23 protein-coding genes are annotated in these 26,670 nt (G+C 52.6%); 16 read left to right on the top strand and 7 right to left on the bottom strand.

Features of this window, described 5'->3' with window-relative positions:
- The first annotated feature begins 5 nt into the window (after positions 1–5).
- The 13 genes from ilvD to leuB all read left to right on the top strand — a co-directional run bounded on the left by ilvD (position 6) and on the right by leuB (position 15,016).
- A complete protein-coding gene (ilvD, locus tag C5S61_RS23990) occupies positions 6–1,691 on the top strand; it encodes a dihydroxy-acid dehydratase (protein WP_110519671.1) in 1,686 nt (561 codons plus the stop codon).
- A 35-nt stretch (positions 1,692–1,726) separates the two neighbouring features.
- A complete protein-coding gene (ilvB, locus tag C5S61_RS23985) occupies positions 1,727–3,439 on the top strand; it encodes a biosynthetic-type acetolactate synthase large subunit (RefSeq protein WP_110519669.1) in 1,713 nt (570 codons plus the stop codon).
- Between the two features lie 18 nt (positions 3,440–3,457).
- Entirely contained in the window at positions 3,458–3,979 is a 522-nt protein-coding gene (ilvN, locus tag C5S61_RS23980) for an acetolactate synthase small subunit (protein ID WP_204753919.1), read from the top strand.
- 227 nt (positions 3,980–4,206) lie between these two features.
- Positions 4,207–5,220 (top strand): ketol-acid reductoisomerase, encoded by a 1,014-nt coding sequence (gene ilvC / locus C5S61_RS23975; RefSeq protein ID WP_054532917.1) that lies wholly within the window; start codon positions 4,207–4,209, stop codon positions 5,218–5,220.
- A 137-nt stretch (positions 5,221–5,357) separates the two neighbouring features.
- On the top strand, positions 5,358–7,025 hold the full coding sequence (locus C5S61_RS23970; RefSeq protein WP_110519665.1) for a 2-isopropylmalate synthase: 1,668 nt from the start codon (positions 5,358–5,360) through the stop codon (positions 7,023–7,025).
- Between the two features lie 50 nt (positions 7,026–7,075).
- Positions 7,076–7,900, top strand: a complete 825-nt coding sequence (gene pheA, locus C5S61_RS23965; RefSeq protein ID WP_110519663.1) for a prephenate dehydratase — start codon at positions 7,076–7,078, stop codon at positions 7,898–7,900.
- A gap of 37 nt (positions 7,901–7,937) precedes the next feature.
- Positions 7,938–8,387 (top strand): four helix bundle protein, encoded by a 450-nt coding sequence (locus C5S61_RS23960; protein ID WP_110519661.1) that lies wholly within the window; start codon positions 7,938–7,940, stop codon positions 8,385–8,387.
- Positions 8,388–8,432: 45 nt separating this feature from the next.
- Positions 8,433–10,028, top strand: coding sequence for a citramalate synthase (gene cimA / locus C5S61_RS23955; RefSeq protein WP_110519659.1), 1,596 nt, complete (start codon positions 8,433–8,435; stop codon positions 10,026–10,028).
- Between the two features lie 21 nt (positions 10,029–10,049).
- On the top strand, positions 10,050–10,973 hold the full coding sequence (locus tag C5S61_RS23950; RefSeq protein WP_110519657.1) for a branched-chain amino acid transaminase: 924 nt from the start codon (positions 10,050–10,052) through the stop codon (positions 10,971–10,973).
- Positions 10,970–11,374, top strand: a complete 405-nt coding sequence (locus C5S61_RS23945; RefSeq protein WP_110519655.1) for a GNAT family N-acetyltransferase — start codon at positions 10,970–10,972, stop codon at positions 11,372–11,374. Before C5S61_RS23950 ends, C5S61_RS23945 begins: the two co-directional genes overlap by 4 nt.
- A gap of 100 nt (positions 11,375–11,474) precedes the next feature.
- Positions 11,475–12,890, top strand: coding sequence for a 3-isopropylmalate dehydratase large subunit (gene leuC / locus C5S61_RS23940; RefSeq protein WP_110519653.1), 1,416 nt, complete (start codon positions 11,475–11,477; stop codon positions 12,888–12,890).
- A gap of 128 nt (positions 12,891–13,018) precedes the next feature.
- The gene (leuD, locus tag C5S61_RS23935; protein ID WP_110519651.1) at positions 13,019–13,609 is read left to right on the top strand and encodes a 3-isopropylmalate dehydratase small subunit; all 591 of its coding nucleotides are present in this window, start codon (positions 13,019–13,021) and stop codon (positions 13,607–13,609) included.
- A 333-nt stretch (positions 13,610–13,942) separates the two neighbouring features.
- On the top strand, positions 13,943–15,016 hold the full coding sequence (gene leuB / locus C5S61_RS23930) for a 3-isopropylmalate dehydrogenase (protein ID WP_110519649.1): 1,074 nt from the start codon (positions 13,943–13,945) through the stop codon (positions 15,014–15,016).
- Between the two features lie 48 nt (positions 15,017–15,064).
- Here leuB and C5S61_RS23925 read toward each other — a convergent pair whose 3' ends face one another.
- The 7 genes from C5S61_RS23925 to def all read right to left on the bottom strand — a co-directional run bounded on the left by C5S61_RS23925 (position 15,065) and on the right by def (position 22,459).
- Entirely contained in the window at positions 15,065–16,219 is a 1,155-nt protein-coding gene (locus C5S61_RS23925) for a glycosyltransferase family 4 protein (RefSeq protein WP_110519647.1), read from the bottom strand.
- Positions 16,220–16,588: 369 nt separating this feature from the next.
- Complete coding sequence (locus tag C5S61_RS23920) at positions 16,589–17,062, bottom strand: DinB family protein (RefSeq protein WP_110519645.1); 474 nt, start codon at positions 17,060–17,062, stop codon at positions 16,589–16,591.
- A 7-nt stretch (positions 17,063–17,069) separates the two neighbouring features.
- A complete protein-coding gene (locus C5S61_RS23915) occupies positions 17,070–18,230 on the bottom strand; it encodes a lysylphosphatidylglycerol synthase transmembrane domain-containing protein (RefSeq protein ID WP_110519643.1) in 1,161 nt (386 codons plus the stop codon).
- Positions 18,231–18,283: 53 nt separating this feature from the next.
- Complete coding sequence (locus tag C5S61_RS23910) at positions 18,284–19,237, bottom strand: GDP-mannose 4,6-dehydratase (RefSeq protein WP_110519641.1); 954 nt, start codon at positions 19,235–19,237, stop codon at positions 18,284–18,286.
- Positions 19,234–20,658 carry an O-antigen ligase family protein gene (locus C5S61_RS23905; protein WP_110519639.1) on the bottom strand — a complete coding sequence of 475 codons (1,425 nt, stop codon included), beginning with the start codon at positions 20,656–20,658 and terminating at the stop codon, positions 19,234–19,236. Before C5S61_RS23905 ends, C5S61_RS23910 begins: the two co-directional genes overlap by 4 nt.
- Positions 20,659–20,754: 96 nt before the next feature.
- Positions 20,755–21,711, bottom strand: coding sequence for a UDP-glucuronic acid decarboxylase family protein (locus C5S61_RS23900; protein WP_110519637.1), 957 nt, complete (start codon positions 21,709–21,711; stop codon positions 20,755–20,757).
- 109 nt (positions 21,712–21,820) lie between these two features.
- Positions 21,821–22,459, bottom strand: a complete 639-nt coding sequence (def, locus tag C5S61_RS23895; protein ID WP_110519635.1) for a peptide deformylase — start codon at positions 22,457–22,459, stop codon at positions 21,821–21,823.
- A gap of 155 nt (positions 22,460–22,614) precedes the next feature.
- Between def and C5S61_RS23890 the strand changes: the two genes are divergently transcribed.
- From C5S61_RS23890 to C5S61_RS23880, 3 genes are all read left to right on the top strand, one after another.
- Positions 22,615–24,378, top strand: a complete 1,764-nt coding sequence (locus tag C5S61_RS23890; protein WP_110519633.1) for a PhoX family protein — start codon at positions 22,615–22,617, stop codon at positions 24,376–24,378.
- Between the two features lie 72 nt (positions 24,379–24,450).
- Positions 24,451–24,771: a site-specific integrase gene (locus tag C5S61_RS23885; protein WP_110519631.1), complete on the top strand. Its 321-nt coding sequence runs from the start codon at positions 24,451–24,453 to the stop codon at positions 24,769–24,771.
- Between the two features lie 298 nt (positions 24,772–25,069).
- On the top strand, positions 25,070–26,668 hold the full coding sequence (locus tag C5S61_RS23880) for a sensor histidine kinase (RefSeq protein WP_124033501.1): 1,599 nt from the start codon (positions 25,070–25,072) through the stop codon (positions 26,666–26,668).
- The last annotated feature ends 2 nt before the right edge of the window (positions 26,669–26,670 follow it).

Here is a 26,670-nt window from a genome sequence, read left to right as displayed (position 1 = left end):
CATCTATGCGTTCAGATACGATCAAACGGGGCTTTGCACGCGCTCCACATCGTTCACTACTCCGTGCGACAGGCCAAATTCAAGATGATAGCGATTTTCAGAAGCCGTTCGTGGCAATCTGTAATTCGTATATCGATATTATTCCTGGCCACGTCCACTTGCATGAGTTTGCCAAAATCGTCAAAGATGCAGTGCGCGCTGCGGGCGGCATTCCCTTTGAGTTCAATACCATCGGGGTTGATGATGGCATCGTCATGGGCCACGAAGGTATGCGCTATTCGTTGCCTTCGCGCGAGTTGATCGCCGATTGTGTTGAAACGGTAGCAGCGGCGCACTGCTTCGATGCGATGATCTGTATCCCCAACTGCGACAAAATTGTGCCAGGCATGCTGATGGGCGCTGCCCGCGTCAATATTCCCACCGTGTTTGTATCTGGTGGGCCGATGCAGGCTGGCCGCGATAAAGATGGCAATAAGGTCGATTTGATCAGCGTCTTCGAAGGCGTTGGTCAACATGCTTCTGGCCGCATCAGTGATGAGCGGCTGCTGGATCTGGAGCGCAACGGCTGCCCGACCTGTGGCTCGTGCTCCGGCATGTTCACCGCCAATTCGATGAATTGTCTGTGTGAAGCACTGGGAATCGCCCTGCCATACAACGGTTCATTACTGGCCACCGACCCCGCCCGCCACGAATTAGCCCGCACCGCTGCTAGCAAAGTCCTCGAACTGCTCCGCCAGAATATTTCCTTCAGCGATATTGTCACTCCCGAATCGATTGATAACGCTATGGCACTCGATGTTGCCATGGGCGGCTCGACCAACACCGTCTTGCACGTTTTGGCCTTGGCGCGTGAAGCTGGCTTAGATTATCCAATCAGCCGCTTTAACGAAATTGCAGCCCGCGTGCCGCACTTGGCCAAAGTTAGCCCAGCTTGGGATGGCGATCGTCAATGGCATATGGAAGATGTGCATCGCGCTGGTGGCGTACCAGCAATTATGGCCGAACTGGCCAAAAAGCCCGATGCTTTGCACCTGAACGTGCCAACCGTGACTGGCCAAACCTTGGGCGAGCAATTAGCAGGCATCGCCAACGAAAACCCTGAATGCATCCGCCCAATTGATGCTCCGCATTCAGCCCAAGGCGGTTTGTGCATTTTGTTTGGCAACTTGGCTCCCGAAGGCTCGGTGATTAAAATTGGCGCAGTTGATCAGCATCAAATGACATTTAGCGGCCCCGCCCGCTGTTTCCCCAGCGAAGAAGCTGCAACCTACGCCGCCCGTTCTGGCGAAATCCAAGCTGGCGATGTGGTGGTTGTGCGCTACGAAGGCCCACGCGGCGGCCCGGGCATGCGCGAAATGCTGGCTTTGACTTCGTTGCTCAAAGGTATGCCGTTGGGCGAGCAAGTGGCCTTATTGACCGATGGTCGCTTCAGCGGCGGCACGCGCGGCCTGTGCATTGGCCATATCTCACCAGAAGCCGCCGAGGGTGGCCCGATTGGCCTGATCGAAAATGGCGACATCATTCACATCGATTTAGCAAATCGCCTGTTGGCAGTCGAACTCAGCGAAGCGCAATTTGCCGAACGCCGCGCTGGGTGGCAAGCCCCAGAACGCAAATATCGGCGCGGCTGGTTGGCACGCTACACCCGTTTGGTGACGAACGCCAGCAATGGCGCGGTGTTGGAAGCATAGATTATTGAAATCCTTACGCAAGGCGAGGTATACCAATGAAAACGCTAACTGGTGCTCAAATGATGTGTGAAGCGTTGATAGCCGAGGGCGTTGATGTGATGTTTGGCTATCCTGGTGGGGCAATTATGCCCTTCTACCATGCGCTGCCCGAATATCCCCAATTGCGCCATATTTTGGTGCGCCACGAACAAGCAGCAGGCCATGCCGCCGAAGGCTACGCCCGCACCAGCGGCAAAGTTGGCGTTTGTGTCGCCACCAGCGGCCCGGGCGCAACCAACTTGGTCACCGCAATTGCCGATGCCATGATGGATTCAATCCCGATCGTGGCCATCACCGGCCAAGTCGTGACCTCGTTGATTGGCAAAGATGGCTTTCAAGAAACCGATGTGACAGGCATCACCCAGCCAATCACCAAGCACAATTATTTAGTGACCGATGTACGCGACCTGCCACGGGTATTCAAAGAAGCTTTTCATATTGCGCGAACTGGTCGCCCAGGCCCAGTGCTAATCGACATTGCCAAAGATACCCAAAATGCCCGTGGCGTGTTCGAGTATCCAGAAACTATCGATTTGCCTGGCTACAAGCCCAACTACGATGGCAATCGCCGCCAAATTAAAGAAGCCGCCAGTTTGCTGAATCAGGCCAAAAAGCCCTTGATCATGGCAGGCCACGGCATTTTGCTGGGCCACGCCAGCGTTGAATTACGCGAATTTGCCGAAAAAACTGGCATTCCAGTCATCACCACGCTGTTGGGCATTAGCTGCATTCCCGAAGATCATCCGCTATCGTTGGGTATGCCCGGGATGCACGGTTGGGTGCATGTCAATCGTGCGATTCAAGAATGCGATGTATTGTTTACGATTGGCGCACGCTTCGACGACCGCGTAACTGGCAAATTGGATAGCTTTGCCCGCAACGCCAAAATTATCCACGTTGATATTGATCCAGCTGAAGTTGGCAAAAACGTGGTAACCGCCGTACCAATTGTTGGCGATGCCAAGCGCGTGCTAGAAAACTTAACCGAAATTGTCAATCCCAACGACCACAGCGAATGGGTCAACCATATTCGCGAGGTTCAGGCAACCCGCTCCAAGCGCCAACGCGACCCAGAAAGTGGCATGTTCACGCCACACCATGTTTATGCAGAATTCACCCGCATTTTGCAAGGCGAATTTCGGGTTTGCACCGACGTGGGCCAGCATCAAATGTGGGCTGCCCAGCTGATCGAATATATGAAACCACATACCCACATCACGTCTGGCGGTTTGGGCACGATGGGTTTTGCCTTGCCAGCAGCAATGGGCGTGCAAGTGGCCTGCCCCAACGAAGAAGTTTGGGCAATTGCTGGCGACGGCGGCTTCCAGATGAATTTGCAAGAGCTAGCCACGGTAGTGCAAGAAAGCCTGCCCTTGAAGATTTGTATCATCAATAATGGCTACTTGGGCATGGTTCGCCAATGGCAGGAGCTTTTCCACGAACGTCGCTATTCGGCTACGCCAATGTGGAGCCCCGATTTTATCAAATTGGCTGATGCCTATGGCATTCCTGGGGTACGCGTCGAACGCGCCGAAGATGTGGCCGAGGCAATTCATCAAGCGCGGGCAACCAATGGCCCATTCTTGATTGAATTTGTAGTTGAGCGCGAAGTCAATGTTTACCCGATGGTAGCTCCAGGCGCAAGCATCAGCGATATGTTCGAAGACCCCAGCGAAGTCGAAATCGAAGACGTTGTGGCAGTGAAATAGGCTCAGGAGATTTTTGTTATGAAACATACCTTAGTAGCTTTGTTACGTGACCAACCTGGGGTGCTGAACCGCTCTGTGAGCCTGTTTCGCCGCCGTGGCTTCAATATCGAAAGCTTGACCGTTGGCCACACCGAAACCGCTGGCATCTCGCGCATGACCTTGGTGATCGATGGCGATACCACCAGCGTCGAGCAAGTGATCAAACAACTGTATAAATTGATCGATGTGCTGAAGGTCAGTGATGTAACCCAAGATCCAAATGTCACCCGCGATTTGCTGTTGGTCAAGGTCTATGCACCACCAGCCAAGCGCAGCGAATTGATGCAATTGGCCGATATTTTCGGAGCCAAAATCGTCGATGTCGTGCCCGATGCCATGATGATCGAACTAAGCGGCAGCCCTGAACAACTCGACCGCTTTGTTGACCTGATTCGTCCGTTTGGCATTCGCGAGATGGTGCGCACTGGCTGCGTGGCAATGACCCGTGGCGCATCGACCATCAGCGGGCCATATCAAAGCCAAGAATTTCGCGCCGCTTAATTGCATTCAACGAGGCAATCGCCTCTTCATTAATAAAGGATCACGACCATGCTGCAACCAATGTTTGAAGAAGAAACCACCGCGACCGCTGATAAAGCCCACTATAGCGACGAAGATGTCAATTGGGATACCTGGTGGGGCGATTACGGCGAGACCATGGAATAAACACGGGTAGCAATTGTTCATCGTTCAAACCATTTCCTAGTTATATTTGAGGAACTCATTCAATGGCAAAGCTTTATTACGATAACGATGCGGATCTTGGACGCTTGGCTGGCAAAACTGTGGCGATCATCGGTTATGGCTCGCAAGGCCACGCCCACGCCTTGAATTTGAAAGATAGCGGCGTGCAGGTGGTGGTTGGTTTGCACGAAGGCAGCAAATCAAAGGCCAAAGCCGAAGCTGCGGGCTTGCAAGTGTTGAGCGTTGGCGAGGCCACCAAGGCTGCTGATGTTGTCATGGTGTTGGTGCCAGATACCACCCAAGCCCAACTCTACAGCGATGAAATTGCCCCCAACTTAAAGCCCAATGCAACCTTGATGTTTGCTCACGGCTTCAATATTCGCTATGGTCAAATCGTGCCACCAGCCGGGGTTGATGTTTCGTTGATCGCGCCAAAATCGCCTGGACATCGCGTCCGTGAAGTGTTTGAGCATGGCGGTGGCGTGCCTGGTTTGGTCGCGGTTTATCAAGATGCTAGTGGCGAGGCCTTGCAAAATGCCTTGGCCTATGGCAAGGGCATCGGTTGTGCGAGGGCTGGCGTGCTCGAAACCACCTTCGCCGAAGAAACCGAAACCGACTTGTTCGGCGAGCAAGCAATTCTGTGTGGCGGGGTTTCGGCCTTGGTCAAAGCTGGCTTTGAAACCTTGGTCGAAGCTGGCTACCAACCAGAAGTTGCCTACTTTGAATGTATGCACGAACTCAAATTGATTGTCGACTTGTTCTACCAAGGTGGCTTGAGCTATATGCGCTACTCGGTCAGCGACACCGCCGAATGGGGCGATTACATCGCAGGCCCACGGGTTGTAACCAGCGAAACCAAAGCCGCCATGAAACTGTTGTTGGAAGAGATTCAAAATGGCGCATTCGCCGAAGATTGGATCGAAGAAAACCACACTGGCCGCGCTCGTTTCAACAAATATCGCTCGACCGATGTCGGGCACCAAATCGAGCATGTTGGCCGCGAACTGCGCTCAATGATGCCGTTCGTCAATCCAAAAGAAATTAACCCAGGCAGTTAATTTAGGGAACGAGGGCTAGAGTTGCCGAAACCACGAAGGACACGAAGAACACGAATGTTAAGCTCCCTACTTAGCGATCTTCGCGTTCTTCGCGGTTTCAACAGGCTCAAACAATCGCCCTCATTACGGAGAACTCTATGACCAGCGATTATGTACGAATTTTCGATACAACCCTGCGCGACGGTGAGCAATCACCAGGCTGCACCATGCATCTGCACGAAAAGTTGGAAGTTGCCAAACAATTGGCGCGAATGGGCGTGGATATTATCGAAGCGGGCTTTCCTGCCGCCTCACCAGGCGATTGGGAAGCAGTCAACCAGATTGCCAAGAGCGTCGGCACTGCCAACGGCCCAGTGATCTGTGGCTTGGCGCGGGCAGTCAAAAGCGATATCGAAGCCTGTGCGACGGCGATTGCCCCAGCTGCCAAAAAGCGCATTCATACATTCCTCTCAAGCTCAGATATTCATATCGAGTATCAATTGCGCTCGACCCGCGAGGAAGTGCTGGCAAAAACCCGCGAAATGGTGCGCTTGGCTAGCTCACTCTGCGACGATGTTGAGTTCTCGCCGATGGATGCGACCCGTTCTGACATCGAATTTATGTATCAGATGCTAGCCGCAGCGATTGAAGAAGGCGCAACAACCTTGAATATTCCTGATACCGTGGGCTATTCCACGCCTGAGGAATATGCAGCGTTGCTTCGGGGCATTATCGAAAACGTACCTGGTGCAGCTGATGTAGTTATTTCGACCCACTGCCACGACGATTTGGGCTTGGCGGTGGCAAATTCGTTGGCGGGAGTGCGGGCTGGCGCGCGCCAAATCGAATGCACCATTAACGGCATTGGTGAGCGGGCTGGCAACGCTTCGTTGGAAGAAGTGGTGATGGCGTTGGAAACGCGCAAGCAATTTTATGGCCTGAGCACCAACATCGACACCACCCAATTAACCCCTAGCTCACGCTTGTTGAGTGCCTGCACCAACACCCAAGTGCCACCCAACAAGGCGATTGTTGGCGCGAATGCCTTCGCTCACGAATCGGGCATTCACCAAGATGGCGTGTTGAAGCACCGCATGACCTACGAAATTATGAGCGCCGAATCGGTCGGCCAAGATGGCAATGCCTTGGTTTTGGGCAAGCACTCAGGCCGTCATGCCTTCCGCCATCGAGTGCAAGAGCTGGGCTATAGCTTCGACGAAGCCACAATCAACCACTTGTTTGCGCGATTCAAAGATGTGGCTGATCGCAAAAAATATGTTGATGATCGCGATGTTGAAGCTTTGATTACTGATGAAGCAGGTCGCCCAAGCCCAGTTTATGAATTGGAGCATGTGCAATTTGCCTCAGGCGTGAACGCCATTCCAACCGCAACTGTGCGCATGCGCGGCCCCAACGGCGAGGTCAAAATCGAATCGGCGCAAGGCACAGGCCCAGTCGATGCAGTCTATTCGGCAATCAACAAAGTGGTTTTGACTCCGGTTACCTTGCTTGAGTTTGCGGTCAACGCCATCACCGAAGGCATCGATGCAGTTGGTGAAGTCAGCGTAAAAGTGGTTGAAGGCAAACACAAACATGTGCGTGGCGTGCTAACCGACAAAGCAGCTGATGCCAAAGTTTGGCGCGGCAATGGCGTTAATGTTGACATCATCGTTGCTGCTGCTGAAGCCTACGTTGGAGCCTTGAACAAATTGCTCAAAGCCCGCCAAGAACGGCTCAAGCAAGAAACCACCGCCCGCATGGAAGTCGCTAGTGCCGCCCCAGGCGTGGATTTGTTCGGTGGCTCGACGCTTGGTCGTTACGAATAATTTACGGCCTTGGTTCACAGCGAATCAAGGCCACTAGCCTAAACGAACTTATGAAAATTGCGTATCTCGGCCCAGCTGGTACATTCAGCGAAAAAGCAGCGTTGGAAGCGGGCGACCAACAATCCACCTATTTGCCAATGGCAAGTATGCCCGCTGTGATTACGGCTGTTGAAACGAGGGCGGTTGATTTGGGCATTTTGCCCATTGAAAACTCGCTCGAAGGTGCGGTGAGCATTACGCTCGATGTGCTGATTCACGAAACTCGTTTGCGGATTTGCCGCGAAATCGTGATTCCGATTCGGCATATGTTGGTGGCCAAACCCGATGTGCAACTCGATACGGTCGAAGTGCTCTACACCCACCAACAACCGCTGGCTCAATCGCGCCGTTTTATTGAACGCTGCTTGCCGAATGTGCCAACCGTGGCCGCGTTAAGCACTGCTGCTGCATTGGTCGAAGCGCTCGCCGATGAGCGCCGCGCCGCCGCATTGACCACCTTGCATGCTGCCGAACGCGCCCAAGCCAACATCTTGGCCTACGATGTTCAAGATAACACCAACAATCGCACGCGCTTTGTGGTTTTGGCTCCTGAAGATGCCGCGCCAACTGGCGACGACAAGACTTCGCTGATGTTTACGTCGAAGGTCAATCGCGCCGGAGCCTTGCACGAAGCCTTGGCAATTTTCGCTCAAGCTGGGATCAATTTGAGCAAAATTGAATCGCGGCCAGCCAAAGCCGAGCTTGGCGATTATGTTTTTCTCGTAGACATCGATGGCCATCGCCACGAGCCAGTGGTTGCCGAAGCCTTACAAAAGCTGGCAAGCATCGCTGGGCGGGTCAAGATTTTTGGCAGTTATCCAAAGTTTAGAACATAGAACATAGAACATAGAGCATAGAACATAGGAGCAGGTGATGAGTGAAGCATATTCATATCGCAATTTGATTATGTGGAATAAAGCTCAAGAATTGGTTATGGATGTGATTCAACTGATTAGCAATGTGCCAAACTCGTGGAGTAATGCAGTAATTGTGCGCCAAATTGTTAGTTCCGCTACATCAATTAGCGCTAATATTGCCGAAGGTCATGGTCGATTTAGTCTCGGCGCACATAAAAATCATCTTTCGATTGCGCGTGGTTCAGCTGCCGAAACTGATAATTGGGCTAATACATTATTCCGGCTTGGCTATATTGACGATGATGCAGAAAAGCGCATTCAAAAACGCTGCAACGAGATTATTGCAATGCTATCAAGCAAGATGCGTAAGCTTGAACAATCACAACAAAGCTTGCATGAATCAGTAGCAACGTATCACGTTGATGATCAAGCTAATCTCTTTGATGCTGAGGACTACACTGATTGAGTTTATGTTCTATGTTCTATGCTCTATGTTCTAGGAGTATGACAGATGCAAATATTTCTCTATGATACAACGCTACGGGACGGCACTCAACGCGAAGGGCTTTCGTTATCGTTAGCCGATAAACTGAAAATCGCTCGCGAACTTGATCGCTTTGGCATGCATTATATCGAGGGCGGTTGGCCTGGCTCGAACCCCAAAGATGCAGCATTTTTTGCCGAAGCTGCCAAAATAGAGTGGAAGCACGCCAAGATTGCGGCCTTTGGTTCAACCCGCCGCGCCAATAGCAAACCAGAAACCGATGCCAATCTCAAGGCTTTGCTCGATGCTAACACACCAGTCGTCACCTTGGTTGGCAAATCGTGGACGTTGCACGTAACCGAGGTGTTGGAAACCACGCTCGAAGAAAATTTGGCCATGATTCGCGATAGCGTAGCCCTGATGAAGGCCAACGGCAAAGAAGTGATCTACGATGCTGAGCACTTTTTCGATGGCTTCCGCGCTGATAACCGCTATGCGTTAGCCACCATCAGCGCCGCCGCCGAAGCAGGAGCCGATTGGATTGTGCTGTGCGATACCAACGGCGGCTCGCTGCCCGATTGGATCAGCGCCGTAGTGCAGCAAGTCAAGGGCAAAATCAAGACCCAACTTGGCATTCACACCCACAACGATAGCGAGTTGGCGGTAGCCAATTCGTTGGCAGCAATTGTCGCTGGTTGTCGCCAAGTTCAAGGCACGATCAACGGCTATGGCGAGCGCTGCGGCAACGCCAACTTAATTTCGATCATTCCCAATTTGCAAGTAAAAATGGGCATGTTCTGCGTGCTGCCGGACCAACTGCAACGCTTGACCGAGCTTTCGCGCACGGTCAGCGAGATTGCCAATTTGAACCCCGACGAACACGCCGCCTACGTTGGTAACAGCGCGTTTGCCCACAAAGGCGGCATTCACGTTGCGGCAGTGGCCAAAGTTGAACATTCGTATCAGCATATCGATCCAGTGCAAGTTGGCAATCGCAAACGGGTGGTGATTAGCGAGCTTTCAGGTCGTGGCAACATCAAAATGCGCGCCGAGGAATTGGGCGTGGAGAGCGCAGGTCTTGAACGCGGCGTGCTCGAACGGGTCAAATTGCTCGAAAGCAAGGGCTTTCAGTTCGAAGCCGCCGAAGGTTCGTTTGAATTGCTAGTGCGTCGCGCCGCCGCCGATTATACCGCGCCCTTCAAATTGCTCGACGTGGTAACGATTGTTGAGCAACGGCGTGGGGTTGAGATGCAGGCCGAGGCAACAGTTAAGCTACAAATTGGCGAGGAAATTTATCATACAGCAGCTTCGGGCAATGGCCCAGTGAATGCGCTCGACCAAGCCATGCGCAAAGCGTTGCTGACACGCTACCCAGAATTGGCCGATGTGCATTTGGTTGATTACAAAGTGCGGATTCTCGATTCGGAATCGGCGACTGGCGCAACCACACGGGTGCTGATCGAGGCTGCGATGGGCGAAGAACGCTGGACAACCGTTGGCTGCTCGGAAAATATTATCGAAGCCAGCTGGCAAGCCTTGGTCGATTCACTAGAATTGCCCTTGGTTCGTGCGCAGAGCAACCAACCAGTGCTACTCAAACACGCCGAAACCGTCGCGGCGTAGCTCTCATAAAAGGAATACTGCATGTCAATCAAACCGACCAAGTACATTTGGATGAACGGCGAACTGGTGGAATGGGAAAAGGCCACCGTGCACGTGATGAGCCACGCCTTGCACTATGGTTCATCGGTTTTTGAAGGCATTCGGGCCTACAACACGCCCAACGGCCCAGCTTTTTTCCGTTTGCAGCCGCACCTGCGCCGTTTGTACGATTCGGCCAAAATCTATCGCATGCCGATTCCTTTTGATCAAGCGCAATTGGCTGATGCTTGTCATGCAGCGGTGCGCGAAAATGGCTTAGACTCGGCCTATCTGCGGCCCTTGGCGTGGCGTGGTTATGGCGTGCTGGGCGTAAACCCGCTGGCAGCGCCGGTTGATGTGATGATTGCAGCGTTGGAATGGGGAGCCTATCTTGGCCCCGAAGCGCTGGAATTGGGCGTTGATGTCTGCGTTTCGTCGTGGAATCGCACCGCGCCAAATACCATCCCAACCATGGCCAAGGCTGGCGGCAACTACCTTTCATCGCAATTAATCGTGATGGAAGCAGCGCTCAACGGCTACGCCGAAGGCATCGCGCTTGATGTCAATGGCGTGTTGAGCGAAGGCAGCGGCGAAAATCTGTTCATCATTCGCGATGATGTGATTTATACCACGCCAGTCACGGCGGCGATTCTGCCAGGTATCACCCGCGATAGCGTGCTGACGTTGGCTAAAGAATTTGGCTACGAAGTGCGCGAACAAGCCTTGCCACGCGAAATTCTGTATCTGGCCGACGAAATGTTTTTCACTGGCACAGCCGCTGAAGTCTCGCCAATTCGCTCGGTCGATGGCGTGCAAGTTGGCGAAGGCAAGCGCGGGCCAATCACCACCGTGTTGCAAGAAGCCTTCTTTGGGTTATTCAACGGCAAAACCGAAGATAAATGGAACTGGTTGGAGTATCTGCGATGAGTATTCGCTACAGTAGCGAGAGCGTGATCAGCGGCGCGCAATTTGTAGCCGTGCTGAATGCCTCAACCCTTGGCGAACGCCGCCCAGTCGAAGATTTGGCGCGCATGCAAACGATGATCGACAATGCAGATTTGATCGTCACAGCGTGGGATGGTGCAAAGCTGGTTGGCGTAGCCCGCACAATCACCGATTGGAGCTATGCCGCCTATCTTGCCGACCTTGCAGTTGACCAAAGCTACCAAAAACAAGGGATTGGCCGCCAATTAATTGCGGTTACCCGCGAAAAACTTGGTGCGCAATGTTCCTTAGTCCTCTTAGCAGCACCCGCCGCCGCCGATTACTACGCCAAAGTTGGCTTCGATTGGATTGAAAACGGCTGGCAAATCAAACGGACAAATTAATGGCTATAGGCTATTGGCTATTGGCTATAAGAAATCACAGGATATTCCGATAGCCGATAGCCATCAGCCTATAGCCTCACATTCTATTTGGAGAACCAACATGGCCAAGACATTATTTGAAAAAATCTGGGATGCACACGTTGTTCAAGCTGCTGACGCTGAATCGCCAGCAACCTTATATATCGATTTGCACTTGGTGCATGAAGTTACCTCGCCGCAAGCCTTTACGATGTTGCGCGAACGCGGCTTGACTGTACGCCGCCCAGCCCAAACCCTCGCCACGATGGACCACAGCACACCAACCACGCCACGCGGCGCTGATGGCATTATTCCGGTAACCGACGAAATTGCCCGCAAACAATTGAATCAGTTGATTCAAAATTGTAGCGATTTTGGCATTCCGTTATACAATTTAGGCACCGAAAACCAAGGCATTGTGCACGTGATTGGGCCAGAACAAGGCTATACTCAGCCTGGTATGACGATTGTTTGTGGCGATTCGCACACCAGCACCCACGGCGCGTTTGGCGCATTGGCCTTTGGCATTGGTACCAGCGAAGTTGGCCACGTCTTGGCTACCCAATGTTTGTTGCAGCAAAAACCGCAAACTGCCGAGATTCGCATCGATGGCACGTTGCGCGCGGGCGTAACCGCCAAAGACATCATCTTGGCGATTATTGCCAAAATCGGGGTTGGCGGCGGCACAGGCTATGTGCTCGAATACACCGGCTCGGCCATTCGCGCCCTGACGATGGAAGAACGCATGACCATCTGCAATATGTCGATTGAAGGTGGCGCACGGGCTGGCTTGATCGCGCCCGACGAAACTACGTTTGCTTGGTTGAAAGATCGCCCGCATACGCCCAAGGGCGAAGCATGGGATGCTGCGGTCGAATACTGGCGCACGTTGCCCAGCGATGAAGGCGCAACTTACGATCTGCAAGTCGTGTTGAATGCAGATGAATTGGCTCCGATGATTACCTATGGCACCAACCCTGGCATGGGCATTCCGGTAACTGGCAATGTGCCAGCTCCCAGCGATTTGGCTGACGATAGCCAACGCATGGCCTTGGATAAAGCCTTGAATTATATGGGCTTGCAACCAAACCAACCGCTGATTGGCCAAAAAGTTGATGTGGTGTTCCTTGGCTCCTGCACCAACTCGCGGATCTCCGATTTGCGGGCTGCTGCTAAGTTGTTGGATGGCAAAAAAGTTGCCGACGGCCTGCGCATGTTGGTCGTGCCTGGCTCGCAACAAGTCAAACGCCAAGCAGAAGCAGAAGGCTTGGATCAGATTTTCCGCGCGGCGGGCGCTGAATGGCGTGAAGCTGGCTGCTCGATGTGTATCGCCATGAACGGCGATCAACTGCAACCTGGCCAATATGCGGTTAGCACCAGCAACCGCAACTTCGAAGGTCGCCAAGGCAAGGGCGGGCGCACCTTCCTCGCCAGCCCATTGACCGCCGCCGCCACCGCCATCAACGGCCATATCGTCGACGTGCGAGAAATTTTATAGAAGTATGAATTATGAAGGATGAGGGATGAAACCAGCGAAGTATAACTTATGAAGGATGAAGAATATATTGATGATATATATTCATACTTCATCCCTCATCCTTCATCCTTTGAAATAGGGGGTAAAAAATGCAGCCAATTAATACATTTCAGGCCAAAGCAGTGGCCTTGCCAATTGAAAATATCGACACCGACCAGATCATTCCTGCGCGCTATTTGAAAGTTACCGATAAAAATGGCTTGGGCGAAGCGCTGTTTACTGATTGGCGCGGCGAGCCAGATTTTGTACTCAACCAACCTTACGCTCAAGGTGCTGGCGTGCTTATTGCAGGCCATAACTTTGGCTGTGGCTCTTCGCGCGAGCATGCACCGTGGGCCTTGCAAGGCTTTGGCTTCCAAGCAGTCATCAGCACCTATTTCGCTGATATTTTCAAAGGCAACTCTTTGAAAAATGGCTTGTTGCCAATTGTGGTCGATGCGCCAACCTTGGCTCGCTTGACCGAGCAATGCTTAGCCAACCAAACGATCGACGTGAGCGTCGACCTTGCCAACCAACAAGTGCATGTTGCTGGCGAAACCATTAGCTTCCCAATTGATGCCTTCTCCAAACATTGCTTGTTGCATGGAGTCGATCAATTAGGCTATATTCAAGCCCAAGAAGCTGCAATCCAAGCCTACGAAACCAACCATGCCGCTCGCGTCAACACCGTCGGAGCATAATGAGGCTATTGGCTTTGGGCTATAGGCTATTGGTCTATTGGGTTAGCAACCAGCGTATTCCCACAACCCAACCCCATCCAAGGATCGGGTTCGGCTGCGTACCACGCATCCACAGGTTCATCAAGGGATACGGTTTGGTCGCAGATTGCCCTTGAGGGGGTGCAGGGGGGATTAAAGCCCCCTGCGTCTCCCGCTGGCGGGACGGAAGGGTGGAAAAGCGCCATGGTGGTTAACTTAATGAACCATTACACCTATAGCCTATAGCCCATTTTTGGATTGACGATGGGATATTTACTCCACCGCTTGTTGGTTAACTTAGCAAGGAGTGTTTTGATGCAAGCAACAATTGCCCTATTACCTGGCGATGGCATCGGCCCCGAAGTTGTCGCCGAAGGGGTCGAGGTGCTCAAAGCCGTGGCTGAGCGCTACGGCCATAGTTTTAGTTTTAGCGAAGGCTTAATCGGTGGCTGTGCAATCGATGCCCACGGCACAGCGTTGCCAGAAGCCACCGTCGAGATTTGCAAAGCTGCCGATGCGGTGCTGCTTGGCGCGGTTGGCGGCCCCAAGTGGGATGATCCCAAGGCCAAAGTTCGGCCAGAACAAGGCTTGTTGGGCATTCGCAAAACCTTGGGCTTGTACGCCAATTTACGCCCCGTTGCGGTCACGCCAGCCTTGGCCAGCCGCTCGCCGTTGCGCCCCGATTTGGTCGAGGGTGTCGATATGCTGGTGGTGCGCGAATTAACTGGCGGAATTTACTTCGGTGAAAAAACCAGTTTCTACATTCGCCCCGACGAAGAGCAAGCAATCGATACCTGCGTCTACACGACCAGCGAAATCGAGCGCGTGGTGCGGCGGGCTTGCGAATTGGCACGTGGTCGGCGTGGCAAAGTTACCTCGGTCGATAAAGCCAACGTGCTAGAAACCTCACGCTTGTGGCGGCGGGTCGCTAGCCGCGTGGTAGCCGAAGAATTCCCCGATATTGAGCTTGAGCATATTTTGGTTGATGCCTGCGCCATGCACTTATTGCGCCGCCCAGCAGATTTCGATGTGATTGTGACTGAAAATATGTTCGGCGATATTCTGACCGACGAGGCTTCAATGTTGGCTGGCTCGTTGGGATTGTTGCCATCTGCTTCGCTGGGCAAGGGCAAAGCAGGTTTGTACGAGCCAATTCACGGCAGCGCTCCCGATATTGCGGGCAAGGGCGTGGCCAATCCATTGGCAACCATTTTGAGCGTGGCCTTACTGTTGCGCTATTCGTTGGGGTTGAATGCAGAAGCTGAGGCAGTTGAAAAAGCTGTGTATGCAACGATCGATGCAGGCATTTTGACTGGCGATTTGGCTCCTGCTGGCCAAGCTCGCTCGACCAAAGAAGTTGGCGCTGCGGTTTTGGAGCGCTTGGGCTAGACATTCATTACGCCCCGCGTTCAATGGCGAGCACGGGGCGTTTGTATTTTAGGCGGATTGCCCGAGTAATTCGTATAACCCCAAAACCCCCAAACCAGTGCCTTCCCAGGTAAATTTAGCTGCTTGGCGTGGGCCTGCTTCAACTAAGGCTTGGCAAAATTCAGGCTCGGTTAATACTTTTTGCAAAGCCGCCGTCAGCGCCGCCGTATCGTGGGGATCGACCAGCAAGGCCGCGTTGCCAGCAATTTCGGGCAAACTAGAGATGGTCGAGGTAATCACTGGCGTGCCACAGGCTTGGGCCTCGACAATTGGCACACCAAAGCCTTCATATAGCGAAGGATAAACCATCGCCGTTGCACCACTATAGAGTTTAGGCAAATCGCTGTCGCTGACAAAATCCAAGAAGATGACTGATTGGGCTAGGCCATAGCGTTGCACCGCCGCGTAAATTGGCTCGGCCAACCAACCACGCTTGCCGCCAATCACCAAAGGCTGGCTGCGCAATTCGGCTGGCAACTTGCCAAAAGCTTCGATCAAACGCTCGACGTTTTTGCGTGGCTGCACTGTGCCAACATTCAAAAGATAACGCTCGGGCAAGCCAAGTCGCTGGCGCATTTCAGCAATTTCCCCCGCAGGCCGAGGGTAAAAATCGCTGCCACTGCCCGAATAAACAATCGTTGATTTATCTGGTGCAGTACCAAGCAAGCGCTCCATATCGGCCTTGGTTGCCCGCGAATTAACGTGAATATGGTCGGCGCGGCGAATATTACGCGGCACAACTCCACCCAAATAGCGGCGCAATTCTGGCGGCGCAGTTTCGGGATGGATAATATAAGCAAAATCGTGAATCGAAAGCAGAGTTTTAGCTTTGGTTGGCGGCAGCACAAAATCGGTGCCATGCACCACATCAACCGAGCCAACAATCCGTTCAACCGCCAAGGGAAGCCGCAAACGTTGCCAAAGAATCGTCAGCAAACGCTCGCTGATGGGAATTGGGCGCGGCTTGATATTGGGCAAACGCCGTTGAAGCTCATGCAAGGCCTGCATCTGAGCACTGTTGGGGTCAAGCCCACGCGCTGCATACCACAACGAAAATCGATGTTGGGGCGCTGCCTGCGCGGCAACTTGGGTTATTTCACGCACAAAACGGCCAATTCCACCGCCTTGGCGCACTGCTGCATTGTAATCAATTGCTATGTGCATAAGTTAAGAGCATAGAACATAGAACATAGAACATAGAACATTGATCCACGAAGAGTACAAAGGGCCGCGAAGGTTAAGTTTTTTTGCCACAGATTGGCACAGATTTTTGGGATTATGATTGTGCCAGCCAATAGCCAATAGCCTATAGCCTATAGCCTCATTCCCTCTGCGCCTCTGCGTTAACGTTTTGATCCACGAAGGACACGAAGGGCACGAAGGTTAAGTTTTTTAGCCACGAATTACACGAATTAATGTTCCGATAGCCAAAAGCCTGACCCCTCACCCCTAGTCCCTTCATCCCTCATCACTCTGACTTTTGATTTTTGCCTTTTGACTTTCCCTCATCCCTCATAATTCATCTTTCATCCTTCAGTTCGCTGCTGCTAGGGTTTGGCTAATTTGTTCAAGGTGCAGCTCGCCGTGGCGGGCATAGTAGCGGGCAATCTGCTCAAGCGTCATTTCGCCGTTTTCTGGATGCCAGCCAGTACGATCAAAACTGGCGAGATCAAGCGAATTGACCAAGGTTGCGGCGCGTTCTTGCAAGCCCTGCAAAATCAGCAACGATGGCTCGATTGGGCCAATGCTATCGGCGGTCGTTACCCACGTATCTTGATCGAACGGTTTGAGGGTTGGATGCTCTTCCAACAGCAACAGCTTCATGCGAATAAACAACGTCATGTGAGTATCGGCCAAGTGATGGATATTTTGGGCAATTGTCCATTCATTGGCCAAATACGCCGTGTTCAATTGCTCAAGATTCAAACGATCAACCAACGCATGCAATTGGGCTGGTAGGTGCAAAATCGTTGCTACAAGTGCATCGCGTTCGCTAGCAGTTAACATGGATGGCTCACTTTCGTTTGCTGAAAAGATACAACACTAAGCCCAAAATCACGATGCTCCAGTAGTTGATGATCCGATCGAGGAAGGCGACGGCGGTGCTGGTGGTTTGACCCACATCAAACAACATCATTACGCCAGCAATCCCGACTTCGACCAAGCCCAAGCCGCCAGGCAAGGCTGGCACGGCGGTCAACAGTGAGCTAGCCAAGGCCACGAAAATAATCGCCGATAACGATAAGCCTAATCCGCCCATCGCTTCAATCACAAAAAACAGCCGCATCGACTCGCCCAGCCAAACGACGATCGTCAACAGCAACAGCACAGGCAAGCGTGAAGGTCGGAACGATGAAAGCGTGCCTTCCTCGAAGCGGGCATAGAAATCGTGAAAGCGTTTTGGCAAGGCGCGGCGAATCAACGGGCTAAGATAGCGCATCGACATCAAGCCAATCACCAACAAAATCGTCAAAACGATGCCAATGATGAAGAGCCGTTCCGTCCAGCTATTGAGATGGCCTTGAAAGACCAATAAGCCAGAAACCACCAACATACCAAAGAGCACAATCATATCAACGATGCGCTCGGCGAAAATCGTGCCCAGCGTGCGCGAGAACGAAGCATCGCCGTTTTTCTTAACCAAATAGCCGCGATAGGCATCGCCTAATTTGGCGGGCACAACACAGTTGGCAAACCACGAAAGCCCAATAAATTCGCTGAGCGGCCCAACCCCAGCCCAACGTTTGCGGGATTGCGGGCTATCGACCTCGAAGCCAGCGCTGCGCAAAATAATGCGCCAACGTAACGCGCGCACTGGGAAAAGACCATAAAAAACGATAAACCCAGCAGCATACAGCCAAGGATTGGTCTGGCCGATTTGCCGCCACATGTCAGCCAAGTTAATATCGGCCCGCCAAAAAGCAAAGCCAAGAATCGCAAAGGCAATCCCAAACGAGGCCAATGATTTAATGTTCAGAAATTTATCGCGCAGCGAAAAACCACCAGAACGAACATCGGCCAAATCTTCGGGCATTTGATCAGCAGCTAAGGGTGCTGCTTCAGCCGCCTGTTCGACCAATTGCTCAAGCGCTTCGGTTTCAGCAGGGCGCGGGAAGCCTTGGTCGGTTTGCTCAGGGCGTAAACTCGGCGTATTAGCTTGAGATTGCGATTTCATAATGATCCAATTGTGTATAACACTAGGCCAAATGCCAGCAACTGCTTAATCAGCTAGCAATTGTACTCACTTTTGTACCAATGCCAATAGCGCTCTAGGCCATCCTCAATATCGGTGGTCGGCTTCCAACCAAGCAATTGTTGGGCCTTGTTGGTATCGGCAAAGGTAATTGGCGGGTCGGCAGAGGATAACGGCTTGGCTTCGATAATTGCTTCAATGCCAGTAATTGCTTGCAACGTATCAATAAAGCTGCGCAACATCACTGGCGTTGAGTTGCCAAGATTAAAAATATCAAAAGCACGATCGCTATCGAGCACCGCAATCACCCCCGAAACAATATCGTCAACGTAGGTCCAATCGCGGTAGACATCAACCCCGCCATTGTAAAGCACAATTGGTTCTTGTTTGCGCATGGCCTCAACAAAAATCGTTGGAGTCATGTCGGGGCGGCCTTTCGGGCCATAGACCGTGAAGAAACGCACCACGCGGGTGGGAATTTGGGTTTGATAATGGAAGGTGTAGGCCAGCAATTCGGCAGCTTTTTTGGTGGCCGCATACGGCGATAAGGGCTGATCGGTGGCTAAAGCTTCGTGCCATGGCGTTGGCGCAAGCCCATACACCGACGAGGTTGAGGCTTGAACAAAGGCTTGAATGCCATATTTGATCGCCGCCTGCCACACATTAACCGAGCCTTCAACATTAACTGCGCTATACAATGCAGGGTGTTGCAACGAATAGCGCGGATTGGCCATGCCCGCCAAATGGGCCACATGGCTCGGGCGATGTTGCTCAAACAAGGCCAATAAGCTGGCTGGATCGCGCAAATCGCCTTCCCAGAGCACAAAATTGGGGTGCTTGAGCAAATCAACCACGTTGCGCCGTTTGCGTTCTGGGCTGTAATAGTCGTTGAAATTATCGAATGCAATGACACGTTCGCCACGCTGCAACAGTGTTTCGCACAAATGCGAGCCAATAAAACCCGCACCACCCGTTACTAAATATGTCATGCACGCCACCCTTGGCGCTGTGTCAGAACCACACATAAGGCCCACACCGCGCTCAAATGAATTCCAAAATTCAACACATGGAGATTATCAAAAATGTTGTGCAACTGAATGGCGGTTATGATACCACAGCAGCCAATCGCTACCATCTGCCAAACCGTGCCGCGCGTCGCTTGAATTGCCAAATAGGCTTGGCGATAAACCGCCGCAATCAGCACCAAATAGGCCAGCAAGCCCAACAAACCAGCTTCTGCCGCAATATGAATGTAGTAGTTGTGCGAGTGGCCTTGCGATTCCGACCAGCGGCCAACAAAAAACTCAGGATAAGCCCGATTGAAATTATCGGGGCCAACGCCCAGCACTGGATTGGCTAGAAACATATTTGCCCCTGCTTGCCAATGTGCCATACGTTCGACAACCGCAAAATTTTCATCGGTTACGGTCACGCGTCCAGCATCAAAAATGCGCAAATTGTTGGTTAGGCTGCTAATTCGCTCGCTAATTACTGCGGGAAATAGCTCCGGCTGGCTGATAATTGCCAACAGCAACACGCCGCCAAGCCCAATTAATGGCAAGGCTCGTCGTCGATCAACCGCCAGCAACATCACCGCCAGCGCACCCATAATGCCAATCCAAGCGCCGCGCGAAAAGCTCACGCCAATTGCCGCCAGAATAATTAGGCTGGCTCCGCCGCTCAACGCAGCGCCCAATAAATAGTGCCAGCGTTGGCGTTGCTGCCACCAAAACCAGAGCAAACCCAAGGCCACGCTCAAAGTTAAAGGCCACATCAACTCCAAAAAGCCAGCAAAGGTGTTGGGCTTGCCAATCGTGCCGTAAGCGCGCACAGTTTCGCCAATTGCAAACGGGCCAGCGCCCAGCCGATATTGCTGAATGCCAATCAGCGCTTCGATCACGCCAACAGCAAACATCACCGCAATCAGGCCAATTGCCCGCTTGGGCGTGGTGATGGTGGCAACCGCCACCACGAAAGCCAGAAAAGCCATAAACCAGCGCACAACTTGCTTCAAGGCATCAACCGCGTTGTATTCGGTTAGGCCCGCCGAGAGCAGCAAGGCCATCAAAAAGAGGCCCCATGGCACCAGCAAGGTTGTATCGATGATGATCTTGCGCCGCGCCATGCCATATAGCAGCCACGCCCCCAGCGCCATAATGCCAATCACATGGGTTGCGGTGAGGCCAAGCGGAAAGCTCAGCAACTCTTGGATCATGACGGTGGCAACGGTTAAGCTCAAGCCTACCGCTGGCTGAATCAGCATGCCAACCAACAACATGCCACAAATAATTAATGTTGCTGCTTGGGCAAATGGCAGCAGGCTGATGATTGCTACTCCTGCCAGCCCCAAGCCTGCCAACAGCCAATCTAATGGCTGCACGGCGCGCAAAGTTAATGCTCGACGCTGCATGGCGTTGCGTGGCTCCTCTCTAAAGCTTGTTGGGTATGCCAAAAGCCCGAGCCATCAACGCCGATGCTCAGGGCGCTTTCGTTGCTGCGTTGGGGCTTATTGAATTTCGCCACGTTTGCGTAATTGATCAGCAAACCATGGAATGGTTTTTTCCAAGCCTGCTTGCAAGGTTACTTGTGGCTCCCAATCCAAGACCCGTTTGGCTTTGCTAATGTCGGGCTGGCGATTTTGGGGATCGTCTTTGATGCGCAGTTCAGGCTTGACGACCGTACCAGCTGGATTGTTGGTAATCGCATTGACGATTTCGGCAAACTCGCGCATGTTGAACTCGTGGGGATTGCCAATGTTAACTGGCTCGACCTCATCGGAGAGCAACAAACGATACACACCTTCGACCAAATCGCCAACGAACTGGAACGAGCGGGTTTGCAATCCATCGCCATAGAGGGTCAGTGGCTCGCCGCGCAAGGCTTGTTGAATGAAGTTTGGCACAACCCGTCCATCAGCCAAACGCATACGTGGGCCGTAGGTGTTGAAAATCCGCACAATCCGCGTTTGTACGCCGTGGTAGGTGTGATAGGCCATGGTCATGGCTTCGGCAAAGCGCTTGGCTTCGTCGTAAACACCACGTGGCCCAATTGGATTCACATGGCCCCAATAGGTTTCTGGTTGTGGGTGAACTTGCGGATCGCCATAAACTTCTGAGGTTGAGGCGATCAGGAAGCGAGCACCTTTGGCTTTGGCCAAACCAAGCGCATTGTGGGTTCCGTGCGCGCCGACCTTCAGGGTTTGAATCGGCAGTTCAAGATAATCGATTGGCGAGGCTGGCGAGGCAAAGTGCAGGACTGCATCCAGCGGGCCGGGCAAGAAAATATAGTTGGTCACATCGTGGCGAATAAATTGAAAGCCATCGTGACCAACTAAATGGGCAATATTTTCCGGATTGCCAGTGATGAAATTATCCATCCCCACAACCGAATGGCCTTCGGCAAGAAAACGCTCACACAAGTGTGAGCCTAAAAACCCTGCTGCTCCCGTGATCAACACGCGCATCGTGAACTCCTTCAAACAGAATAGTGGCGCAGAAGTCGCCCTATTCTAAACGCAGATTGCTTGGCTGAAAATTAACTATCTCTAAGCGTTGCTTCGCCGAAGCATGTGCTTATTCATTGGCTGCCGATTCTGGCTCTAGCTCAGCATCGGGGCGTTTTTTGCGCGCCAACAAACCGCGCCGTTTGAGGCGGGCACTTTCACTTTCTTTGCGATAATCGACCAACTTGCTTTCTTCGGTCATGCGGTCGATAAACATAATTCCATCAAGGTGATCAAACTCGTGCTGCGCAATATGGCCAACTTTGTAATCTTCAGCGGGAATATGGCGCAAGCGTTGTTCGCGACCTTTGAGATCGTAATATTTGATCGTGACCCATTTGTTGCGTGGCACTTTGGTGTAGCGGCCTGGCATGCTCAAGCAGCCTTCTTGCAACATATGGGTTTCTTCGCTGGCCTTAACAATCTCTGGGTTGACCATAACATATAAAACCGCAGGCGCAATTTCGGTGCGCTCGCCAGTTTCTTCGTCTTCTTCATATTGGGCTGGCTCTTCAATCACCACCACGCGGCGCGAAACCCCAACTTGTGGCGCAGCAATGCCCACCCCACGAGCCTCGCGCATGGTTTCGATCATATCATCAACCAAGCCCGCCAGGCTTTGGTCAAAACTGGTAATGCGTTTGGCCTTGGCTCGCAAGACCACTGCATCGGTTGGATCTTCTATCTGCAATACCCGTCGTACTGCCATGGGATAACCTCCTTATTGTTGCTAGCGTTCATTATAGCACCCTCATTTCTTAATCTGATCTTTACATACTGATGAGTTGGGCTTGACATGGCGTGGCTAGACTAGCGGCTGTGTCCAGTTGAAGAATGGTGTGTTGCCAAGTTGGAGGGATTTTCATGACCAGCCATGATCAGCGTGCAGAGCGCAAAAGTATTTGGCACGATTTATTAGAACGTCGGATTAATCGCCGGAGCCTTGTTGCGACTGGTGCTGCTGCCGCTGCGGTTGCAGCCTTGCCGTTAGATCTGCAAACTGCTGAAGCTGCCCAATATAACGCTCCAATGTCGGCCCCAGCCTTGGCCCAACGCCAAGCCCAAGGTTCCTTGCCATTCAAGCCAATCGGCACCAGCACTGCCGACGATTTGATTTTGCCCGAAGGTTTTCGCTACGATTTGTTGGCCCACCGCGGCCACGATATGGGCAACGGCAGCATGTTTGGCGAAAATGCCGACTTCTTGGCCTTCTTCCCAATCGATATGCTCGAAAAAGGCCTCGACCAAACTCGGCCTCAATTTGGCTTTACCCGCAGCGATTTATCGAGCAATGATGGCTTGTTGCTGGTCAACCACGAATATATCAACCCCATGTTTATCTCGGGCTACACTGGCTCGGGTGCAAAATCGAGCGATCAAATCAATGCCGAAAAGCATATGGTTGGCATGAGCGTGATTCGGGTCAAGCGCAACAGCGATGGCCGTTGGTATTTCGACCAAAGCGATGCCGCCCACAATCGCCGCATCGACGCAACCACGCCAATTACCCTGACTGGCCCTGCTGCCAACATCGATGGCGGCCCAATCGCGATTGGCTCACTTGGCAATTGTTCAGGTGGCGTAACGCCTTGGGGAACGGCGCTGAGCTGCGAAGAAAACTTCCAAGATTATCCCAACGCAGCCCCAACCGGCTACGGCTGGGAGCCAGAAATCTATGCCAAGCGCCACTATGGCTGGGTCGTCGAAGTTGACCCATTCGATAAAAATAGCACGCCACGCAAGCACACCGCCTTGGGCCGCTTCCGCCACGAAAATGTGGCCGTGCGCGTTGGCGGCGACGGCACAGTTGTGGCCTATATGGGCGACGACAAAGCCGATTCATGTGTCTATAAATTTGTGGCCGAACGCAAATTGACCAACTTGGCTGATCGCCCAGGCAATATGCAAATTCTCGAAAGCGGCCAACTCTACGCCGCCGACTTTGCCAATGGCAAATGGATTTTGCTCGATTACAACAGCCAAAGCGCCTTGCAAAGCGCCAAAGATAGCAAAGGCAATTTGCTCTTTACCTCGCAAGCAGATGTACTGGCCGATGCCCAAGCTGCTGCCATGGTGCTCAAAGCCACGCCCGTTGATCGCCCAGAAGATATTGAAATTCACCCACTCGACGGCAGCGTTTATATTGCTTTGACCAACAACACTGGCCACGGCAACTTCCACGGCCAAATTGTGCGCTTAGCCGAAACCGATGGCAACCCCGCCGCGATGAGCTTCGATTGGAGCATCTTTGCAGTTGGTGGCTCGCAAAGCGGCTTCTCATCGCCCGACAACTTGGTGTTCGACGGCGAAGGCAATTTGTGGATGGTAACCGACATCTCATCATCACGCACCAACAAAGGCATCTACAAATTCCAAGGCAACAACGGTCTGTTTTTCTTCCGCACCAGCGGCCCCGATGCAGGCATCGCCTTCCAATTTGCCTCAGGGCCAGTTGAATGCGAGCTAACCGGGCCATGCTGGTCGCCTGATGGCCGCACCCTGTTCCTCTCAATTCAACACCCAGGCGAAGAATCGAAGAGCCTGAGCGAATTGAGCAGCCACTGGCCAATCGGTGGCAACGAAGTACCACGTTCAGGGGTTGTCGCCATTACTGGCTTCAAACGCTAGAAAAAAGATCGCAGCTAGAGCGCAGCCTCCAACGCCGTGGGCTGCGCCTTGGTTTGATTTGGGAGTTTAGCCATGACCATGCAAGAATTTTTGGTTCACGAACGCACGTTGTTGGGCGCTTTAGATAGTTTTAGCGGAACCTTGGTGCGCACCCGCCCGCAACTCGCCGCCGATTACAACGAATATCTCGACGATTTTGCCCAGCGCTGGCTCGATAGCGGCTATCCCAACGAACTCGATAGCATTTCGACCTATTGGGTACAGGCTTATTTGAGCAGCCTCAGTCTTGCTGAACGCGAAGTTGCCAAAGCAGCCTTGCACAGCTTTTTCGATTGGGCAATCAGCCAAGCATTGATCGAGCAAGCACCCTTGGGCGGTGGCTATCTTTCGTGAATGGTGCTTGCATATACCAAACCTCAATTCGCCCAACGGCCCCAAATTCTCTATTAAAGTAAAGACCCCTCACCCCAACCCCTCTCCCGTGGCGCGGGCGAGGGGCTTTACTTTAATAGTTCAGCCGCAATGCGTGCTACAAAACGGCAGCTCCCCCTCGCCCGCGTCCAGTGGGCGAGGGGGTTGGGGGGTGAGGCAACGCTCCACAGCCGACCAATCGCAAAAAACCTACCCTTATTGGGGTGAGGGAACAATAATCCCAATTGCCTCAAGCGCTCGCCTCGCGTACAATCGCCATATGCATGAACGCTGGCATCGCTGGTTATATAGCCGTTGGTGGTATGCGGCGGCGCTTCTTTACTTGGCTGCGGCCCTAATCTGGCCCGAACTTGGCAAACGATCAGGCGCAACCAGTCGTTTGGTTGAGGTGCTTATTTTGCTGGTCTGTGTCGGGCGTTTTTGGTTGCCTGCCATCCAGCGCCCACATTCGGCGTTGGCCAAAGGCTGGCGGATTTTGGCCTTACAATGGGGCATGTTGGCACTGTATCGCAGCTTGGGTGGCTCGCTCACCAGCATCAAAGGCCTCAGCCAGGTTGTGCTGCCAATTATTGTCTATGTGCCAACCGTGGTGATGGCTGGGGCGTTTTTTGTGAGCCTGCCATTTAGCCAGCGCCGCCGCAGTAGTATTGCGCTCGATTGGTTTGGCTTGAGCGTTGGCTTGATGATTATTACCACGATTGCGATTCGCCAAGTTGTGCCTAACGTTGCTTGGTACGATGGACTGTTCGTTGGGGCCGATCTCTCGTTGCTCTACGCGCTTGATCTGATTCGACAGCAACAGCCGAAGCGCTGGCAAGCCTTATTTCACCAGCTCAGCAGCGGCATTTTGGCCTTGAGTTTGGTTGATTTGGGGTGGATTTTCGACCGCAGCAAATTAGTTGTGTTACCTATCGGCGCGTTATATTGTGTCGCTTGGCTGATTTTGGCCCAAGCAGCGGCAATTCATCCCAACGATACTAGCCCACTCAGCAATCAACTAAGCATCGATACGCTAGCCAAACGCAGCATTCCGTATGTGATTTTTTTGGGTGGCTTGGGCTTTACAATTGCCACTGGCGAGCTAAATTTTGCCCTTTTGCTGCTGCCACTATTGCTGCTACGCATCAGCGTTGAGATGAGCGAAGCCCAACAGCTTTCGCTTCGGCTTGAACAAGCGCGACGCGAGGCAACCCATGCACGCGACGAGGCCGAATTTCTGCGCGAACTGCTGCGCTCCTCAATTCACGATCTGCGTTCACCAATTGATGGAGCCACAGGCTTGATCAATGTGTTGGAGCGGCAACCGCAACGCATGCAATTATGGAATTTATTGCGAGTGCAAATTGAAGATATTGGCCAGCAAATGCACGATCTATTGGATATTGCTCGCGCTCAAACCAAGGCCATGCTGCAACAAACTCCGGTGAATTTGGCTGAAATCTGTAGTGCCGAAATTGCCCGTTTAGAAGCCAGCGCTGCTTTCGCCCAAAAAGCCAACAAACCGCAAATTCAAGCGACGCTGCAACCAATTCAGGCCCATACCAACCAGCGTTTACTTGGGCGGGCACTGTATAATCTCTTGAAAAATAGCCTTGATCATGGTGGCGATCAGCTGAGTTTAAGCATTGAACTCCAGGCAGCATCCATCAATATTCTGATTCACGATAATGGGTCGGGCTTTCCGCAACATGTGCTTAATTTAGAACCAAGCAGCAGCACTGGCGAGGGCTATGGTTTTGGCTTACGTGGCGTTTTGGCCAATCTAAGCTTAATTGGGGCCAGCCTACAATTGGAAAATCGCCAAGGGGCTTGGGCCTGCATTCAATTGCCACGAAGCGAGCGTTCTAGGAGGATTTAGCG

The sequence above is a fragment of the Herpetosiphon llansteffanensis genome (genome assembly GCF_003205875.1).
In the GTDB taxonomy this organism is placed as follows: Bacteria; Chloroflexota; Chloroflexia; order Chloroflexales; family Herpetosiphonaceae; genus Herpetosiphon; species Herpetosiphon llansteffanensis.
Note: the sequence above shows the minus strand (reverse complement) of the source record. Positions and strands in the feature narration are given on the sequence as shown.